We start from the raw sequence: 17636 nt of genomic DNA on the forward strand, positions 1-17636 counted from the left end.
CGTTATGAGAAAAAGATTCGTTCAATTTTCTTTTGAAGTACAGTATCTAAAGATTTTACAAATCCAGCAAATTCATCGGTAGAAATCATATGAGTAAGAACGAGTCGTCTGCCATCTGGTGTTTCACCGCATAAGACGAATGAAGAAAATTCATATGTTTTGTTTTCAACTACTAATTTTGGATAGGAATACGTGTCGCTTTTCTTCTTCTTTCCATCAATAGAGATGACGTTGCATTTTTTCTCATTGTTGTCCATGGTGAATCCCTCCTTTCTATTATTTATGGTAGACAAGGAGGGTTTAGAACAATAGAGAAGGGGGAATTTTTTATGTCTGTTGTAATAGAACGTATTCCAAAAGAGGCTATACCGAAGGCTTTATTGTTACTTGCTGATCCAAGTGAACGGCAAATAGCTACGTATGTACAAAGAGGATTAACATACGTAGCTAAGCAGGGGGGGAGCGTTATCGGTGTATATGTTCTTTTGGAAACAAGGCCAAAGACGATGGAAATCATGAATATTGCGGTTGCAGAGCATTTGCAAGGAAAAGGGATTGGGAAGAAGCTATTAAGGCATGCTGTAGAAACTGCTAAAGGATATGGTATGTCAAAACTTGAAGTTGGTACAGGCAATTCTAGTGTTTCACAACTTGCTTTATATCAAAAATGTGGATTTCGTATTTTTTCTATTGATTTTGATTACTTTTCGAAGCATTATGAAGAAGAGATTATTGAAAATGGGATTGTATGTCGTGATATGATCCGGCTTGCAATGGAATTGAATAAAAACGTATAACTATTTAGGGGGAAGAGAAGATGGAAGTACATAAAGCAATTACAGCACATTCTCGTAAACAAAATGAAAGTGTAAAAGCATGTTTACAATTAGATGCACAGCGTGAAGCAGCTATTGAAGCTGCCGTATCTCTTGCGTCAAATGGGAAAGAATTTTCGGTTGATGTCATTAATTTTGTAACGAAGCAAATTAATGATCTTGCAAAAAATGGTGTTACCTTGCAGCGTAAATATGTTACAGAAGAAATGGTTATGGAGTATGTAAGTCGTTTGAAAGAGAAAGAAGGTCGTTAAAGATGATAGTTACAGTCGAATGGTTACGTGAGCATATAGAAGATGAGAATGTCCGTATAATCGATTGTCGTTTTGATTTAGCGAATCCTAATTGGGGTAGAGAAAAGTATGAAGAAGGACATATTCCTCATGCGTTATATTTTGATTTGAATTTAGATTTATCAAGTCCTATAGCAGAACATGGTGGCCGCCATCCTTTACCAAATATTGAGGAGTTTGCAGACAAGCTTTCGAAGGCTGGTATTGATGAACATACGACAGTAATTGCGTATGACAGTCAAGCTGGTGCAAATGCTGCTCGTTTATGGTGGTTATGTAACTATGTAGGACATGAGAAAGTATATATATTAGATGGTGGTTTCCCTGCTTGGAAAGAGAATGGACTACCGACAACAGCGGAAATTCCTGTTGCTATACGAAAAACATTCAAAGCTAATATACAAGATCATATGCTTGTAACGATGGAAACGGTCAGAGAGAATATCCGTGCAGGTGCGGATGTTACATTAATTGATTCAAGAGAGCCGAAACGTTATGCTGGTGTAGAGGAACTTGTCGATCATAAAGCAGGACATATTCCAACAGCGGTAAACCATTTTTGGAAGGATGGAATGTTGCAATCAGGACAATTTAAGAATAAAGCTGGGCAACAAGAACGATTCCAAAATCTGTCGAAAGATAAGGAAACCATTGTATATTGTGGTTCTGGTGTTACGGCATGTCCAAATATCGTTGCATTAAAATTGGCTGGATTCCAAAATGTTAAATTGTATGCAGGTAGCTGGAGTGATTGGATTTCTTATCCAGAAAATCAAATTGCAAAAGAAGAAGATTAATCACTTGCATGCAAAAATAATTTGTATTAAAATAAGGTCACAAGCAAGAGATTGCTCGAAAAACTTTGTATTTTACACATTGGAAACAATGTGATAATATAACGACAAGTAAATAATACATCCTGCGGTGTGCGTAACTTATTTATGTCTAAAACCGATGTTAGTTATACGGAAGCTCAATATTTAGCGACCATCATCAAGCCTTCCTTGTGGAGGAAGATGTACGGTAACTGTGAGGGCATCCACCTGCGAGTAGCGGGTTTTTGGACATTTACGAGGAGCGGCACGTGCGGGGGTCTTATTTCAACTAACCTTATATAAAATTCCTACGGTGTACGTAGCTTATGCATGTCTTAAACCAATAAGTTTAATATGGAAGTTCAATATTTAAATGTAGCTAACATGCCATCTTTTTAAGAAGGAAGTTACAAACATTTGTGAGGGCATCCACCTGTGAGAGCAGGTTTATGGACATCTAGAGAGAACGGCATATGTGGGGCTATATAAAAACCTTACGTTTTATACGTAAGGTTTTTTTGTTGCATAGATATATTAATATTATCTTGATTCACCTGTGAAGTTTCCGTAATAAATGTAGCACTTTCTGTCTTCATCAATCTCTCTTGAATCCAAGGAGAATTCCATAGAAATGCCGTCTCGCTGAATATATATAATATCTGAATGAAGAGATGGTAAAATTTCTTCGTAGTTCCATACATCTTGACTATCTACTAAGCTTGAACTCGTTTCACTTAGTTCTCTAATTTCAAAACCGATGTGGGAGTATGTAGGGTCTGAAGGGTCATTGGCGAAAACTTCTTTTTGAATATAAATAACTGCTGTTCCGTCTGGATCAACCGAAGTTGCAGTAACAACATAAGTATTTTTCTCTTTAATAAAATATTCACAAGTCATGCGTGCGATAATTTCAGAATTAGAAATATTGGCGTAGTTCCATAAAGCAGGATACCCTTTCGTTTCATCATTAAGTCGATATTCTAAGCGCATTTTATACCTCTTTTTCCTTTTTCTTCTACTTTATCATGCCATCCTATATAATAGGAATAGAATTTAAAAAGGGGAGTGCGAAGGTGACAAAAACGAAATGGCTAGTAGGTGGTGTCGTAACGTCTTTAATGACTGGCACTTTATTTGGTTGCGCACAAGATCTTCCCCCAAAACCGAATGATAATAGTTGTTCTGATTGGGATTGGGATGATGAACTTGGGGTATGGCAGTGTGATGATAGTAGTTCAGGTTATCGTGGGCATTATTTCTATGGTGGGCGATACTATCAAAATAAATCCACTTTTAAAAATTCATCGGCGTTTAAATCGTATCAATCGTCTGCTGAATTTAAAGGTGGAATTGGAAGCGGCTCAAAGGGAGGATTTGGGGGCTAAAATATGTCGCAATACATAAGGGATCGAAAAGAATTTTATTTAAAATATCCGAATTTTTGGTCGGATTTATATGAATGTGAGTATAGTTTGTTTCATGTTTTTTCTATAACAAATCAGACTTTGGACCAATTACACTTAGCGACTGAACGAATGGGCAAAATATTTTTTAAGACTGCTAGACTGCTGCGTAATCTAAGTGACGAACAGCTTCTAGATCTTGGCTTTCCATCCCCGAGTTTATCATTCATTAGAATGAAAGGGCTTTATCCTGAATCTGTAATTTCGCGATTTGATTTTGCTGTAACAGAGGATAACAAAATCAAAATGCTTGAGTTTAATAGTGATACACCAACTTTTATTGTGGAATGTTTTCAAATGAATGGGAAAGTATGTGAAAATCTAGGCTATGATGATCCAAACTCGGATCAAGAACGATTGCTATCTTCTGGTGTAACGAAAGCAGTAATGGAAGCGACAAAGGGATTAGATAATCCAAATGTTGTTTTTACAGCACATCATGAACATATCGAGGATTGGAATACCACTATGTATTTAAGTCAGCTATGCCATGTTGAAAATAAAGTAGTGCCAATGTCAGAACTTAGAATTACAAAAGATGCTCTAGTTGATAAAGATGGGGCGAAGATTGATGTTTTATATCGCCAAACATATCCGATAGAAGATTTAATTGAGGATCAAGATCCTGAAACAGGAGATTTGGTAGGTGTGGAACTGCTGCAACTTGTAAAAGCCGGAAAGCTTTTTATAATAAATCCTTTGTCAGCATTTTTACTTCAGCCAAAATCAATTCAGTGTCTTATTTGGGGGTTAGCAGAAGAAGAGGTCTTTTATACAAACGAGGAACAACAGTGGATTAAAGAATATATGTTACCTACATATTTAGAACCAGATTTATTTTTAGGAAAAGGTTCTTTCGTTCAAAAACCTTCATTTGGTAGAGAAGGAGATACAATTACGATTCGCGATAAGGATGAAAATATTATGCTTCAAAATGCACATCAAACGTATAAAACTGCACTGCCGATATTTCAAAAGTATACAGAACTGCCAGTCGTATCCTTGGAAACAGAAAAAGGGATGGAGAAACTGTCCTATGTGTTTGGTTCTTTTTTAATTGCTGGAAAAGCGAGTAGTATCGGTATTCGCGCGGGAGAAAAGATTACAGGAAATGAATCGTACTATTTACCGGTAGGTATAAAAAGGAGGGGGAAAAATGATTAATTTTTTATTATATTTAGCAGTAACACTTGGACTTTTATGTATTGGTCTGTTCTTGATGGAAGTGACAACGAAAGTTAAGGAATTTAAGTTAATGGCTCAAGGTAATAAGGCGGTAAGCTATGTGCTTGGAGGGCGATTACTTGGGTTAGCTATCGTTTTATATTCGACAGCAGCTAATTCAATTTCACTTCTTGATATGATTTCGTGGGGAGCAGTTGGGATTTTGGCTCAAATTATCGTCTTTTATTTAGCTGAGTGGCTTACACCACGCTTTAATATAAACAAAAGTCTCGAAGAAGATAATCAAGCAGTCGGTCTTTTTCTTATGTTTTTATCGCTTTCAATTGGGATTGTAATCGCTGGTTGTATAACTTATTAAAAACTTTACGTTTAAACGTAAAGTTTTTTATTTTATCCCGCTATTTGCCGGGCAGCCCGATTGGTGAGGGCTAATAATCAGTGGCGGATGAACAAAACCCCCACTGATTAAAGTTTCACTTTATATACGTTAGTTTGCCATACCATTTGAAAAAATTGTAGGCTACGGTTGACATCTATTTTAAATAAGAGTAACATTTTCAATGTAATGAAAATAAGTCTCTGTTAGGTGAGGCTCCTGTATAGAGAAATGCTACTGCCCAAAAATGTCGAGAGACGCCAATGGGTCAACAGGAATGATCGAATTAAGGTTTTTCTTAACGTAGCTGGTAATGTACCTATGCTATACAGTGCTAAAACTCGGTGAGGGAGAGGTCCGTAGATTTCTAATTATATTAGAAATCGTTTATTTGTGTATGTAATGGCCGCTACTCTCTTAAGGGTAGGGGTCTTTTTTGTTACCAAGCTATGAGTAATTTCATATTATAAACTATAAAATTAAACGAGGAGGTGAGGAGCATGTCAAATTCTGACTCGGTTCCGTTACCCATATACTTCAAATCAAAAATATATGATGTAGGCAGGAAACGATTTGTTCCTCCCTCTATATTTATCACAATATAGCGTTTATAAAGCGCGAGACACTTTCACAGTAAAGTGGATAAATTGAGAAACAAAGCGTTTCTTCCTATGTTGTAAAGGAGGAGACGATAATATGTTATATGCAAACAAAACTGTGGGTAACACGTCATATAAACTAAGTAAAAAATCAATAAAAGAACAAACAATGCTCCAAAAAAATAAAGATTTATTAATTGAAATTGCAACAAGAGATGTAAAATCTGTATTTGCATATTTTAAAACAACAAGAGACGGACTATCAATGAAAGAGGCACAAAAACGTATTCAAGTATATGGCCGAAATGAACTAACTTCAAAAAGAGCACTTCTTGCAGAAGTAATGATGAAGCTAGGTGACATGATTCCAGGTTTTTCAAAACAACGTGTGTGTGATGAATTACAACGTGAAACGATTACTGTATCTAGAGTAGAATGTTCTAGTAGTACAGGGCTAAATAGTGAACTGAAAATGATGGAGATACCTGTGCAAGAACTTGTACCTGGAGATATGATTTTTCTTTCGGCTGGAGATGCTGTGCCAGCTGATGTACGTATTATTTATGCAGATGATTTATTAGTGAATGAGTCTGTATTAACGGGAAACGAAGCGAATATAGAGAAGTTTGAGAGCTGCTATCACCTTGAACGTAAACGGTTTATTCCATTAAAACGGATGAAAGATTATAATCCACTTGAGCTTGAAAATGTATGTTTTAAAGGTTCGCATATCGTTAGTGGAAATGCAAAAGCTATCGTTGTTTCTACTGGAAAAAATACGTATTCAGGCATCTTGCATACTTGTTGTAGTAGAACGTCTTAATGTGTTAATGATGCTAAATATACAAAAACAATGTATAATAGACAAAGTTGAGCAAAAACGTAGAATGGTAATCTATTTATATAACCTTACGTGATAACGTAAGGTTATTATTTTTTTAATAGGAGAGGAATTATGAAAAAAGTATTATTAGTTGATGGTATGGCACTATTATTTCGTGCTTTTTACGCAACAAGTGTCTACGGACAATTTATGAAACGACAAGATGGAACCCCTACGAACGGGATTCATGGTTATATGAAACACTTATTAACAGCTACGCAAGCGATCGAACCAACACATATCGTTACATGCTGGGATATGGGAAGTACGACATTTAGAACAGAATCGTTCTCGAATTATAAAGCAAATCGTGCAGCGCCACCAGAAGAATTAATTCCTCAATTTGATTTAGTGCAAGAAATGACTGCAAAATTATCCATTCCAGTTATCGGTATGAAAGGCTACGAAGCCGATGATTGTATCGGTACGCTTGCAAAACAATATTGCAATGAAGCTGAAGTTTATATTTTAACAGGTGATACGGATTTACTTCAACTTGTTGATAAGAGCGTTACAGTCATGCTTCTGCGTAAAGGAATTGGAAATTACGAATATTACACACCGGAGAAAATCATGGAAGAAAAAGGTGTAGAGCCGTGGCAAATCGTCCATGCAAAAGCTTTCATGGGAGATACAAGTGATAATTATCCAGGGGTAAAAGGTATCGGTGAAAAAACAGCGTATAAGCTTATTCAAGAGCATGGAACAGTATCCGCTGTACTAGAAAATGTAGAATCATTAACAAAAGCGCAGCGTACGAAGATTGAAAGTGATTTAGAGAACTTAAATATTTCGTTACAATTAGCCCAAATTCACTGTGAAGTTCCAATTTCATGTTCACTAGAAGAAGGATTACACACAATGGATGAAGAAAAACTTAGATTTGTTTGTGAAGAAATGAATTGGGGAAGACCTGAAATATTAATAAATATGCTATAAAAAGTTTGGGAAGAGGGATGTTGCATAAGTCGAACTTTGACTTGGTGACACCTTCTTTTTGTTTTTGTAAACAGTATTATAATAAATAAAATTATGTCGAACTCAATTTTAAATATATAAATATTTCGACAAGATATAATGATAAAAGTTGATGAAAATAATAACTTTTATCATGAAGTGAATTAATTTCAGCATAGTTTTAGATAATCATTTTTTCGTGTTCACAAAGTTGTCAGAAAATAAACGAGATTTTCATATGAAGTTCAAATAGAATTCACAACAATCAATTATTATAAGAACACACAGATAATTCTTTATCTTTTATATAAACCATCCCCCAAGGAGGACAATGAAAATGAGAAAAAAAGTGAGAAAATCTTTTAAACAATTATTAATTGAAAATAAACAATCACTATTAAATAATAAAGAAAATATGAAAGAAATTGAAGAGAGAATTGAGAAACGACATGTAGCATATAGTGGTGCCAGTAATTAAATAAAATAAAAAAGATAGCCTATGTAGGCTATCTTTTTTATTTTATATTGAAAAAACCCTATTCAGCTCTTTAATTTTGTAAATATGCAAGATATTTTTATAGCGTTTTTCTATCAATATTACTCATTTTTCGAGGTTGAAATTGGTATATACCAATTTTTGAGATTTTCTATTCAAAATATTACAAAAAATGTTACAATACACTCAAATTTATACTATAAAATCATTTTAATATGAAAAATTGGAATGAAAAGAAAGGAGAGGAATATGAATAAAGATGTCGCTTTGAAATGATTATTATCATTTCATTAGGAGTTGATGTAAAAAGATGAAAAGATACGAAGAATTGGACTCTATAAGAGGGATTTCTTCATTAGTAGTAATGATTGGTCATCATTTAATGATTTTTTCAGCATTTCAAAATTACAGTTATGAAGATAATAAACCATTTGTTGTGTATCTATTAAAAGAAACGCCTGCTCGTCTAATTTTTAGTAGTGGTAACGAATCAGTTATTATCTTTTTTGTTTTGAGCGGATTTGTTTTGTATGAATCTATTCAAAAAAACTATAGTAGCTATGGGTCATACCTTTTAAAACGTATATGCAGAATATATATTCCTTATATTGTGGCAATAATTATAGCTATTGTATGCCAGATTACAATTAGTGAATATGGTATTTCTTATTTAAGTGAATGGTTTAATCGCTCATGGACGATTGAAAGTTCTTCAAGCTTAATCGCACAACATATTTTATTGGTTGGGAAATATAATACAGATGCATATAACGGTGTGATTTGGTCACTTGTCCATGAAATGCGAATATCAATAATTTTCCCGTTAATTTTGATGATTTGCTTACGAAAAACGTTAAGGTGTTCATTACTATTATTGTTTAGTTTTAGTATATGTTCTGTCGTAATATTATTTTTGTTTCGCTCGGGCTTAACATTAACAAGCTATGCATTAACGTTGCATTATACGGTGCTGTTTTTACTCGGAGCACTAGTTGCGAAGTATAAAAATAATTTAATAGTTTTTTATAGTAATTGTACTAAAAATACGAAAATTGCATGGTTTTTATTTGCGATTTTACTTTTTATGTATGAAGGACTTATTGGAGAAATTAAAGTGCTCAATAATTTTATATTTCGAGACTACGTAGTGGCGATAAGTGCATGTTTATTTGTCATATTAAGTTTGTCAATATCAACTTTGTCGTCCTTGCTACATAATAAATATTTGTTATATTTGGGGAAGATTTCTTACAGTCTTTATTTATACCATATTATATCGTTGTTTTCCCTTATATACATGCTCCATGAAATATTACCGTTGCCTATTATTTTAATTTTTTCACTTGTTTTTTCGTTTATACTTGCAATGCTTTCGTATGTATATGTAGAAAAATTTGCATTCGGAGTCGGAAAGTATGTAACAAAACAAGTGGATAGAAGAGAGAAAGGGTTATCTGTAAAGAGTGAATTGCAGGATGTTATTCAGAAAAGGGCGGTGAAATAATTGAAGCAAGAAATGAGTATAAAAGATTTTCAACAATTACTGAAAAGAAGATTCGTAACGATTATTTTAACGATGTGTTGTTTAACCGCTTCTTTAGTTCTTATCTCTATGTATGTTTTAAAGCCGTCATATCAATATTCAACGCAAATTCTTGTTGGGAATTTAGATGAGTTTAATAAGGAAAATTCAACAAATAAAACACAAGAAAATAAGCAACTAGTAACATCGTATGTTGATATTTTAAAAAGCCCATTAATTATTTCAACAGTCAAAAAAACTTTGAAATTAGAGCAATCAAGTTATGAATTAGCACAAAAAATCTCGGTTGTGAATACGGACAACTCACAAATTGTAACTGTTACAGTAAAAGATTCCAATCCGAAAATCGTGAAAGACATTGTAAAGACATTGGCAGAGCAATCACAAAAAAGCTTTCAACAGTACACAAATGTACAAGGGGTGAAAGTATTAACTGATCCTGAGTTACAGGAACAGGCTGAAAAATTGTTTCCGAAATTTCAACTGATCATTCCTATTTCTTTAATTGTTAGTTTTTTTGTTGGGATAGGTTTAGCTGTATTTCGAGATTATTTTGATGAACGTATATACACGGAACAGGATTTAGAGAAAATAACAACAGTCTCTGTTATTGGTCACATAAATATGGAACCAAATAGAAAAAAGAAACCTACAGAGGTTGATAAAAAATCATCTATATATCGAGGTGAACATGTCGATGTTTAGAACAAAGAAGCAGCTGCCATTCAATTTGCATGATGATCTGATGAAAGAGCAGTTTTATACGGTGTATCACGAGCTGAAAAAATCCGGAAAACAACTGTTCACAGTTAGTTCAACGAAGGACAGAGGTGTTGTTGCCTCGCTTATAGTAAATATGGGTCTAGTGTTTGCGGAAATGAAAAAAAAGGTGTTACTTATTGATGTGAATTTTTCTGACCCTAAACTACATGTATTATTACAAAGTGATCACATGATAACAGTAAACGATATAATAAGCTCTTCCTCCTGCAATTATGAATCTTTTTCTAGTAGTTTGTCTAATTACTTATATTGTATTCCTGCAAAAAAAACAGTACATACAGGGACGCCTTTAGTTGCTATGGATGAATTTGATAATGCGATTGCTAAGTGGAAAGAAGATTTTGATTACATTTTCGTTTATTCTTCTGAAGTATTTGAACTTCCTGCTACGCACATTATTGCAGGGAAATGCGATGGAGTGGTTTTAGCAGTTAAAAAGCAAAAAGATTCATTACGTACAGTGCAAAAAGTAATAGCGGATATAAATAGGAAAGAATGTGAATTAATAGGTATAATTTTATATTCTTGAATGTGGGGGTAACGATCCATGATTCGTGAAACAAATCAAGCCAAGTTGTATACGATTCCGGCTCAAGAAAAGCCTAGCATATTGAATCGAAGTGTAAAACGCTTGTTTGATATTATATTTTCAATCATATTGTTACTATTAACAATACCAATTATGTTGTTCTTTTGTATTATGATTACCTTAGAAACATCAGGGGCTCCAATATACTTTCAAGAACGTTTAGGTATAAACGGGAAGAAGTTTAATGTATTTAAATTAAGGTCGATGGTAAAGGATGCTGAAATGAACGGACCACAATGGGCAAAAGAAAATGATCAAAGAATTACAAAAGTTGGATTGTTTATAAGAAAAACGAGAATTGATGAATTACCACAGCTCTTAAACATTTTAAGAGGAGATATGTCTTTTGTAGGCCCTAGACCAGAGAGAGAGTTTTTTTATAATGAGTTTGATGCGTATATTCCAGAATTTAAGGAACGTTTAATAGTAAAACCAGGATTAACAGGATGGGCACAAATAAATGGAGGGTATAATCTTGATCCAAAGGAAAAGTTGAGGCTGGACATGGAGTATATTGAAATGAAAACATTTCGGATGGACATCCGTATTTTATGTAAAACCGTTTTAATTGTATTGAACGGTAATGGTGCAAGATAAATATATATGTAAACAAACAACATATGTAAGTAGGTTACTTGCAAAGGAGAACTTGTATGGGTAGATCTATTCTAAGCAATATTATCCATCTATTTTATAGTACGATTTTAGCTAACCTTCTTCAGGCCGTCAGTTTAATTGTTTTAGCAAACTTTTTTAACGCACAACATTATGGGATGTTTAGTGTTGCCATAGCAGTGACGTTTGTTATGTTATTTTTTACAGACTTAGGACTTAGTAATACGTTTCTTCGAGAAGGGGCAAAGGATGGAGCAGATTTAGAGCAGATTTTATCATCGTATATAAAAATAAGGATGATTCTACTTATTTTTGTTTCTATCATCGGTTATATTGCTATTCATTATATGTATGCGGATAAAAATTTAATTTATATGATGATAAACGTAATGTTTTTCATGTTAATAGGATTAACTTGGCAAAACATAGGGATTGCCTATTTTCAACTGACGGAACGTATGAAGTATATAGCGCTCATAAAAGTTGTATCAGCATCAGTTGTCATTATAATTACATGTTTTTGTATTTTCGGAGAGTTACCGGTGTATGTAACAGCTCGCTTATATGCTTTTGGGTATATGATTGGTGGTTTATTCAGTATATATATCATGAGAAGAAAGACGAAAATGAATATGAAAGTCGTAATTCATAAAGCGTTATTTTGGCAATTAACTCCCTTTATTATTAGCGGTTTTTTAATAATGAGTACGCCACAATTAGCGCCTATCTTGCTTAACTATACATTGCCATTAAGTATGGTAGGTGTTTTTGCAGTGGCGTACCGGATGCCGGCAGCTTTATATCAAGTACCAGGGGTAATTGCAGGTGCATTTTTTCCGGTGCTCTTTAAGCATTATAACCAGAATAATATAGAAGAGCATACGAAATTAAATTTGCTTCAAATTAAATCAATGGCGATTGTAGGAATATGTATGACGATCGGTTTATATCATTTAGCACCATACTTTATTTCTATATTTTTTCATGAAGAATGGAGCAATGCAGTAGAACCACTCAGAATATTATCATTTCTTATTGTGCTACAAAGTTTAAATATTGCCATTGCTGACGGTTTAACGACGAGTGGTTGTCAAAATAAGAGGACTGTTGTGCAGTGTGTAGCATTGGTGATAGGTGGGGTTATGCTTTATAGCTTTAGTAGTCTTGGTGGAGTGATAGGAGCGGCATACGCTATGGTTTTATTTGAAATAGTCGCTTTAGTGGGATATATAGCGGTAAGTGTAGTGAAGAAAAAAATTGTATTCCAAATTGTAATACCGTATACAATTTATTTTGGTGTAACCTTTATTGGAGTGCAATATATATTGCATACATATCATTTAATTGCGCTTGTTCTTAATATACTAATTGTAGTAGCTGCCATATTCCTATATGATTATGAGCTAAAAAAACTTCTTCTTTCTTTTATAAGAAAAATACGCAAAAAGGATTATATTACGAAACAGGGGATATAGCCTATGGAAAATAATATGAAAGTATCAATGGGATGGATTATTCTTCTAATATTATTTGTCATGTTAAGTAAATACAATTTATATATTGGATTTTCATTGAAGATATATATGATTTTTTTAGTCATATATTTTTGTTTAACAATTAAAGACTTTTATATTCAAAAGTTATATTTTCATGAAGTTATATTTTTACTGTTTTATTTCATTTATTGTTTAAGCGGAATTCTTTCTATGTATTTAAATGCTAGTATTCGTATGATTTTTGGCGTGCTACTCGTTTTAGGATGCTATTTTATAATGAGGAATTTATTGGGGAATACTGAAATAGTGGTACTTGAATCATCTATTGCTTATGTAGGAGTAGTATTTAATGTTGTAAGTCTAATACTATATATAATTGGTTTACAATACTTTAGTTTATACGGTGGAGAAGAGAGAGAAATTTTTGCTGGGTTATTAGTGGATAGAGGATATCCACGATTAATTGGATTGCTAGATGATCCTAACATTTTTATTTTTTATAATACAATATTTTTTATGTACTATATGACGAATTTACAAAATATTACTAACATCTTAGGATTGATTTTATGTGTTACGACAAGTCTATTAACCTTTTCAAGGGGCGGTATATTAGCGCTTGTACTTGTCGTTTTTGTATATATATGTATGTCTAGTTTCGCCAAAAAAATAAAAATAATTATGAGTTTAGTATTGTTTAGTGTAGTTATTTTTAGTTTATCGAATAGTGTAATGGGGGGCCAATTAGATGATATATTAAATAAACGAATTTCTGATTTTTCCCATGATAATGGAAGTGGTAGATTTACATTATGGGAAGCTGCTTTTAAATATTATTTATCCAATCCATATATTGGAATCGGTGCTTTTAACTTTTCGAATTATTATGAGTATCAATTTAATGAAAAATTATATGTACACAATACATTTTTAGAAATTTTGTCTGAATCGGGTACAATTGGTTTTCTTCTATATAGCGCGTTTTTATTCATATTAATGTTCAAGCTAGCGCAGCATACTTTGTTTCGTGAAAAACCATATCTTCTATTGACTATGATTGCATTTTTATTTCAGATGATGTCATTGTCACTCATTATTAACGAAGCGTTCTTTTTATTTTTAGCAGTTGTTGTGAAGTATATTTCAATATATGAAGGAAGGGGAAAGATAGATGGTAAAATGTCTATCAGCACATAACGAGCCGCCTTATGTTTCTGTAATAACACCTTCTTATAATAGTATACGATTTATAGGTGAGACAATTTCATCTGTACAGAATCAATCGTATGAAAACTGGGAAATGATTATCGTTGATGACGGTTCAACCGACCAATCTGCCGCAAAAATTAAAGAGATAATAGAAGGAGACTCACGAATTAGGTTATTATCATTAAAAGAAAATGTTGGTGCTGCTAAAGCTCGGAATTTAGCGATCCAAGAGGCAAGAGGAAGGTACATTGCCTTTTTAGATAGTGATGATATATGGTTGCCACATAAATTGAAGACACAATTGTTATTTATGGAAGAAATGAATATAGCTTTTTCATATGCGTCGTATAGTTTAATTGATGAAAATGGTAATGAATTAAATCGTGAAGTGAGTGTACCAAAATCTGTTGACTATCATTATTTAGTAGGAAATACAATTATCGGGTGTTTAACAGTGATGATTGATCGTGAAAAAATTCCGTATGTCGAAATGCCTAGTATACAGCCGGAGGATACAGCGTTATGGCTGAACTTATTACATGAAGGGTATGAAGCAAAAGGGATACAGCAAGTGTTAGCAAAATATAGAATTGTTACAAATTCTGTTTCGAGAAATAAAATTAGAGCAGCTTTTCGGTATTGGAAATTGTTAAGGGAACAAGAACGACTGAATTCGGTGCAAATTTTTTACTATTTTAGTAAGTATGCTTATCATGCTTATAAAAAAAATAAAATCAATGTAGTTGGGAAGACGCAATTATGAACATACTGTTGATGACAGATAAATTGATAACTGGCGGAGCCGAAAATTATTTCTGTAAATTAGAAAATAATTTGCATTATGAGGATTTTAAGATTTATACAGCTGCAGGTGATGGAGAACTATATGAATCCCTTACTAGAAAAGAAAATTTTATCTTACTTAGTCGATGGAATCATTTGAGAAATATTTATTATTTACGAAACGAAATTTGTAAACGAAAGATAGAACTTATTCATGCAAATAGTTTGCGAATGGTATTATATGCTTTTCTACTTCAAAAGTTTATAAAAAAAAAGATGAAAATTGTTTATACGAAACACAATGTAACGATATTAGAAAAGAAAATGCCAACGCTTTTTCGGTATTTCATGAATAAATATGTGAACAATATTATTACAGTAAGTGAGTTTGAAAAGAACAATTTAATTTCAATTCATGTAGCAGAAGAAAAAATAAATACAATTTATAACGGTGTTGATATTGAAAAGTTTTTATTCCAGCAGAAAAAGAAAGAATCTACATATAAAATAGGGATATTAGCTAGATTATCCAAAGAGAAAAACCATCAACTATTTGTCAAAATTGCAAATGTATTGAAAAAGAGAAATGATTTTATGTTTTATATTGCTGGTGATGGACCAGAGAAAGAATCGATTATGAAAGAAATAGAAAAATATGGATTGCAGCAAAGGGTGAAGATGCTAGGGAATATTTCAGAGCCGCATGAGTTTATAGGGAATATGGACGCCTTACTTTTATTATCTTTTCGTGAAGTGTTTCCAATGGTAGTAATTGAAGCGATGGCTACAGGGACACCAATTGTTTCAATAGATGTTGGTGGAATACATGAAGCGGTAATAGATGGAGAGTCAGGTGTTTTGATATCTGAATATTGCGAATCAGAATTCGCAAGTGCGCTTGAGGAACTACAAGGGAATGAAGAAAAGGTAACTGCTATTAGATTGAAAGCACGAGAGAAAGCAATGAGATATTTCTCGTTAACTAAAATGATAGAGGAAACGAAAAATATATATGAATTAAACAAATGACCGAGTAGGTCGTTTGTTTTTTTTATTATAGAAACTTTTAAGAGACAACTCACATATTATATGAAAAAGGTAATATGAGGAGTGAATTTATTTTGTCAGAATATATTTCATCCCAAGAAGATTGTGCGCCAGAAAGTAGCGTTCATATTGATTGTTTTGGCGCAGTTCCAAACTCGGGAAATGATAGCTCATTAGCAATTCAGCAAGCTATTGATTATTGTGTAGCGAATCGAATTTCGACGGTTAGAATTACAGGGATAAATACGTACAAAATTGTAAAGCCGATTGTTATTAAATCAAACGTAAGATTAGAGTTGGATCCTACCGTAACACTGCAAATTGATGGGGATTTTAATGCATTTGAGCTACAAAGTAACGCTTCGATAGTTGGTGGTACTCTTCAAGTTATAAATCCATTGTTTCAATCTGCTGTTATTTATGTTTCTGGTTCACAACAAATCGAAGTACCTAATCAATCTGTTATATCAAATATAAATATAATAAATACAACTCCATCGTATAAAGGAAAAGCTATATATTTTTATTGTCAAAAGGCATGGGATTTTATTAGTTTCTTTCAAGTTAAATTTATTCAAATTAAAAACTTTCAAACTGCAATACATTTGAAGACAGAATATATAAATGATATCAATACACCTTGCTGGATTAACGCCAATGTATTTCAATCTATATTTATTGATGGATGTGTGTATGGGATTGAAGTAGATGGAAATAGTGATTTGCCAAATGAAAGTTCAGGAAATACGTTTCATGATATTCAAGTGCAATGTAGACAACAAACGAACAAAGTAATTCGTTGTTCAGGTGCGTATAATACATTTGATTGTATGATCTGGGATACGTACCGAATGAGTAGTGAACAAATTGTCATTGAATTTTCTTCCAATTCTCATCGTAACTACCTTTTTTCAAATCTGCTTTCGACAACTATTGTAGATAAAGGACAATACAATGTTTGTAAGTCTACTTATGAAGAATCTCTACGAATTCAGTTACCTTTGACGTTAAATAGACCTCATTTAATAGGAAATCAAGATGATATTTTAGTAAATGCTCAGCAGAAATATAACGTTAAGCAAGTAAGTGGAAAAGTGCCGTACGGGGGAAATCTCACAAATTGCTTTAATTTAATAGATGAACAAAGTGTAAACTATATTGACGTTCCAGATAGTAATCCAGTTGTAATTGAACTGGATTTTACGAAAAAACCAATACAAATGTTAAATTGTTTTGGAATGTATTTTGGGTGGGGAGAGAGTCCAAAGAAAATTAAAATTGAATATGCATTAAGTGCAACTGGAAGTTGGGTTATCGCGTTGGATGTTCCATTAAATGTTGGCGATACAATTATATCGAATATGAAGGCGAGTCAGTTATATAAAGTTAGAATTACATTAAGTGGTTATTCTCAAGACCATAAGCGTTTTCGAATTAATCGTATCTTTGCAAGATCTTCTATGGAAAATGGGAGTGCTTGGTTAGCGACAACTGGAGGAAGAATGTTTGGAGATATTGAAATAGAGGCAAGTAAAGGTATAATCATGAAGACTGCTAGTGGAGTGAAATGGAAAGTTACTATTAATGAAGCTGGCCAACTTATTACGACTAAAATAACTTGAGATGGTGTTTAATCGTATATCATTGGACGAGTTACAACGTAGTGGA

General features: G+C 33.0%; 20 protein-coding genes, 2 other RNA genes and 1 riboswitch. Of the genes, 20 read left to right on the plus strand and 2 right to left on the minus strand.

The annotated features are described in order from the left end of the window. Positions 1-2 precede the first annotated feature (2 nt). Positions 3-257: a DUF3931 domain-containing protein gene (locus BHV55_RS08260; RefSeq protein ID WP_000369740.1), complete on the minus strand. Its 255-nt coding sequence runs from the start codon at positions 255-257 to the stop codon at positions 3-5. A gap of 72 nt (positions 258-329) precedes the next feature. Between BHV55_RS08260 and BHV55_RS08265 the strand changes: the two genes are divergently transcribed. From BHV55_RS08265 to ssrS (BHV55_RS08285), 5 genes are all read left to right on the plus strand, one after another. Next, entirely contained in the window at positions 330-797 is a 468-nt protein-coding gene (locus BHV55_RS08265) for a GNAT family N-acetyltransferase (RefSeq protein WP_000117686.1), read from the plus strand. A 20-nt stretch (positions 798-817) separates the two neighbouring features. Continuing rightward, positions 818-1090: a YpbS family protein gene (locus BHV55_RS08270; RefSeq protein WP_000451810.1), complete on the plus strand. Its 273-nt coding sequence runs from the start codon at positions 818-820 to the stop codon at positions 1088-1090. 2 nt (positions 1091-1092) lie between these two features. Further along, positions 1093-1926 carry a sulfurtransferase gene (locus tag BHV55_RS08275; protein WP_000637562.1) on the plus strand — a complete coding sequence of 278 codons (834 nt, stop codon included), beginning with the start codon at positions 1093-1095 and terminating at the stop codon, positions 1924-1926. Between the two features lie 116 nt (positions 1927-2042). Beyond that, positions 2043-2225: non-coding RNA, 6S RNA (gene ssrS / locus BHV55_RS08280), on the plus strand. Between the two features lie 21 nt (positions 2226-2246). Beyond that, positions 2247-2430, plus strand: a non-coding RNA gene (gene ssrS / locus BHV55_RS08285) — 6S RNA. Positions 2431-2484: 54 nt separating this feature from the next. Here ssrS (BHV55_RS08285) and BHV55_RS08290 read toward each other — a convergent pair. Then, positions 2485-2934 (minus strand): hypothetical protein, encoded by a 450-nt coding sequence (locus BHV55_RS08290; protein ID WP_001235520.1) that lies wholly within the window; start codon positions 2932-2934, stop codon positions 2485-2487. Between the two features lie 83 nt (positions 2935-3017). On the opposite strand from BHV55_RS08290, the gene BHV55_RS08295 reads away from it, so the two are divergent. The 15 genes from BHV55_RS08295 to BHV55_RS08365 all read left to right on the plus strand — a co-directional run bounded on the left by BHV55_RS08295 (position 3018) and on the right by BHV55_RS08365 (position 17590). Then, entirely contained in the window at positions 3018-3329 is a 312-nt protein-coding gene (locus BHV55_RS08295; RefSeq protein ID WP_000169030.1) for a hypothetical protein, read from the plus strand. Positions 3330-3332: 3 nt separating this feature from the next. Next, positions 3333-4571, plus strand: a complete 1239-nt coding sequence (locus tag BHV55_RS08300; RefSeq protein WP_000084940.1) for a glutathionylspermidine synthase family protein — start codon at positions 3333-3335, stop codon at positions 4569-4571. Next, positions 4564-4950, plus strand: coding sequence for a DUF350 domain-containing protein (locus BHV55_RS08305; RefSeq protein WP_000606857.1), 387 nt, complete (start codon positions 4564-4566; stop codon positions 4948-4950). The genes BHV55_RS08300 and BHV55_RS08305 overlap by 8 nt, the downstream gene beginning before the upstream one ends. 213 nt (positions 4951-5163) lie before the next feature. Further along, positions 5164-5329, plus strand: a riboswitch (M-box (ykoK) riboswitch). A 335-nt stretch (positions 5330-5664) separates the two neighbouring features. After that, on the plus strand, positions 5665-6390 hold the full coding sequence (locus BHV55_RS08310) for a P-type ATPase actuator domain-containing protein (protein WP_070757128.1): 726 nt from the start codon (positions 5665-5667) through the stop codon (positions 6388-6390). A 132-nt stretch (positions 6391-6522) separates the two neighbouring features. Beyond that, positions 6523-7389: a 5'-3' exonuclease gene (locus BHV55_RS08315; RefSeq protein WP_000757075.1), complete on the plus strand. Its 867-nt coding sequence runs from the start codon at positions 6523-6525 to the stop codon at positions 7387-7389. Positions 7390-7744: 355 nt separating this feature from the next. Next, entirely contained in the window at positions 7745-7885 is a 141-nt protein-coding gene (locus BHV55_RS08320; protein WP_001228048.1) for an FbpB family small basic protein, read from the plus strand. A 328-nt stretch (positions 7886-8213) separates the two neighbouring features. Further along, positions 8214-9407, plus strand: a complete 1194-nt coding sequence (locus BHV55_RS08325; protein ID WP_000833054.1) for an acyltransferase family protein — start codon at positions 8214-8216, stop codon at positions 9405-9407. Further along, complete coding sequence (locus BHV55_RS08330) at positions 9408-10151, plus strand: YveK family protein (RefSeq protein ID WP_000807055.1); 744 nt, start codon at positions 9408-9410, stop codon at positions 10149-10151. It begins immediately after the preceding gene. Then, a complete protein-coding gene (locus tag BHV55_RS08335) occupies positions 10138-10758 on the plus strand; it encodes a CpsD/CapB family tyrosine-protein kinase (RefSeq protein ID WP_070757127.1) in 621 nt (206 codons plus the stop codon). The genes BHV55_RS08330 and BHV55_RS08335 overlap by 14 nt, the downstream gene beginning before the upstream one ends. Before the next feature lie 18 nt (positions 10759-10776). Further along, positions 10777-11415, plus strand: coding sequence for a sugar transferase (locus BHV55_RS08340; RefSeq protein WP_000617650.1), 639 nt, complete (start codon positions 10777-10779; stop codon positions 11413-11415). A gap of 56 nt (positions 11416-11471) precedes the next feature. Next, positions 11472-12908: an oligosaccharide flippase family protein gene (locus BHV55_RS08345; protein ID WP_070757126.1), complete on the plus strand. Its 1437-nt coding sequence runs from the start codon at positions 11472-11474 to the stop codon at positions 12906-12908. A 3-nt stretch (positions 12909-12911) separates the two neighbouring features. Continuing rightward, on the plus strand, positions 12912-14126 hold the full coding sequence (locus tag BHV55_RS08350) for an O-antigen ligase family protein (protein WP_070757125.1): 1215 nt from the start codon (positions 12912-12914) through the stop codon (positions 14124-14126). After that, entirely contained in the window at positions 14101-14901 is an 801-nt protein-coding gene (locus BHV55_RS08355) for a glycosyltransferase family 2 protein (RefSeq protein ID WP_000237686.1), read from the plus strand. Before BHV55_RS08350 ends, BHV55_RS08355 begins: the two co-directional genes overlap by 26 nt. Next, positions 14898-15950 carry a glycosyltransferase family 4 protein gene (locus BHV55_RS08360; protein ID WP_001023684.1) on the plus strand — a complete coding sequence of 351 codons (1053 nt, stop codon included), beginning with the start codon at positions 14898-14900 and terminating at the stop codon, positions 15948-15950. The genes BHV55_RS08355 and BHV55_RS08360 overlap by 4 nt, the downstream gene beginning before the upstream one ends. Before the next feature lie 92 nt (positions 15951-16042). After that, positions 16043-17590: a glycoside hydrolase family protein gene (locus tag BHV55_RS08365; protein WP_070757124.1), complete on the plus strand. Its 1548-nt coding sequence runs from the start codon at positions 16043-16045 to the stop codon at positions 17588-17590. Positions 17591-17636 lie beyond the last annotated feature (46 nt).

Origin of the sequence: Bacillus sp. RZ2MS9, assembly GCF_001816185.2 — a bacterium.
Classification (GTDB): domain Bacteria; phylum Bacillota; class Bacilli; order Bacillales; family Bacillaceae_G; genus Bacillus_A; species Bacillus_A cereus.

Coding starts and splice junctions, on each gene's coding strand:
- BHV55_RS08305 (WP_000606857.1), top strand. CDS start 4,564: ATGATTAATTTTTTATTATATTTAGCAGTAACACTTGGACTTTTATGT.
- BHV55_RS08275 (WP_000637562.1), top strand. CDS start 1,093: ATGATAGTTACAGTCGAATGGTTACGTGAGCATATAGAAGATGAGAAT.
- BHV55_RS08345 (WP_070757126.1), top strand. CDS start 11,472: ATGGGTAGATCTATTCTAAGCAATATTATCCATCTATTTTATAGTACG.
- BHV55_RS08300 (WP_000084940.1), top strand. CDS start 3,333: ATGTCGCAATACATAAGGGATCGAAAAGAATTTTATTTAAAATATCCG.
- BHV55_RS08310 (WP_070757128.1), top strand. CDS start 5,665: ATGTTATATGCAAACAAAACTGTGGGTAACACGTCATATAAACTAAGT.
- BHV55_RS08350 (WP_070757125.1), top strand. CDS start 12,912: ATGGAAAATAATATGAAAGTATCAATGGGATGGATTATTCTTCTAATA.
- BHV55_RS08290 (WP_001235520.1), bottom strand. CDS start 2,934: ATGCGCTTAGAATATCGACTTAATGATGAAACGAAAGGGTATCCTGCT.
- BHV55_RS08265 (WP_000117686.1), top strand. CDS start 330: ATGTCTGTTGTAATAGAACGTATTCCAAAAGAGGCTATACCGAAGGCT.
- BHV55_RS08315 (WP_000757075.1), top strand. CDS start 6,523: ATGAAAAAAGTATTATTAGTTGATGGTATGGCACTATTATTTCGTGCT.
- BHV55_RS08340 (WP_000617650.1), top strand. CDS start 10,777: ATGATTCGTGAAACAAATCAAGCCAAGTTGTATACGATTCCGGCTCAA.
- BHV55_RS08360 (WP_001023684.1), top strand. CDS start 14,898: ATGAACATACTGTTGATGACAGATAAATTGATAACTGGCGGAGCCGAA.
- BHV55_RS08325 (WP_000833054.1), top strand. CDS start 8,214: ATGAAAAGATACGAAGAATTGGACTCTATAAGAGGGATTTCTTCATTA.
- BHV55_RS08335 (WP_070757127.1), top strand. CDS start 10,138: ATGTCGATGTTTAGAACAAAGAAGCAGCTGCCATTCAATTTGCATGAT.
- BHV55_RS08355 (WP_000237686.1), top strand. CDS start 14,101: ATGGTAAAATGTCTATCAGCACATAACGAGCCGCCTTATGTTTCTGTA.
- BHV55_RS08270 (WP_000451810.1), top strand. CDS start 818: ATGGAAGTACATAAAGCAATTACAGCACATTCTCGTAAACAAAATGAA.
- BHV55_RS08320 (WP_001228048.1), top strand. CDS start 7,745: ATGAGAAAAAAAGTGAGAAAATCTTTTAAACAATTATTAATTGAAAAT.
- BHV55_RS08260 (WP_000369740.1), bottom strand. CDS start 257: ATGGACAACAATGAGAAAAAATGCAACGTCATCTCTATTGATGGAAAG.